The sequence below is a fragment of the Gilliamella sp. B14448G11 genome, assembly GCF_016101765.1.
GTDB lineage: Bacteria > Pseudomonadota > Gammaproteobacteria > Enterobacterales > Orbaceae > Gilliamella > Gilliamella apicola_N.
The window spans coordinates 1-478 of record NZ_JACFPX010000048.1 but is presented as its reverse complement, the minus strand read 5'-3'; the positions used below and the strand labels follow the sequence as shown (position 1 = coordinate 478).

Genomic DNA, 478 nt, shown 5'->3' with positions numbered 1-478 from the left:
AAACTACCTGCTCCGGGTTGAGCCGGATCTAACATAACATGGTCAATAACCTGATGTGTACCGGGTTGACACACCATTAACACCGTTGAGGTTAAAGCATTGCGTGAAAAATTATGGATAATTACGCCATGCATATCATTCCAATCATACTCTTGTATGCGACGTTTTTTCGGTTGTAAAAATACTTTTGGGTGCCGTAATACTTTAAAGTTAAAAAAGTAACTTTCATTAACATACACTTTACCCGTCTTACGATTAAATATAATTGGACTACAGTGGCGTGAAAATGCATTCTGGTAGAATTCAGGAATAATTAGATATAAACCAAAACTACAAGTAATAAAACCAATTATTCCAATTAGTGTTAGTTCGTGATCAAATCCAAAAATAAACATAAACATAACCATACCAACAATTAGAATATTCATCCCAATAATACAAATAAAATAAAGATATGTATAAAAAATCTGATCATTTC

General features: G+C 32.2%; 1 protein-coding gene. It reads right to left on the bottom strand.

Annotation, left to right across the window (positions count from 1 at the left end):
- Window positions 1–428: DUF6708 domain-containing protein (locus H3S88_RS13125; RefSeq protein ID WP_232354032.1), on the bottom strand; the 428-nt coding region annotated here is incomplete at its 3' end.
- Window positions 429–478: the final 50 nt, after the last annotated feature.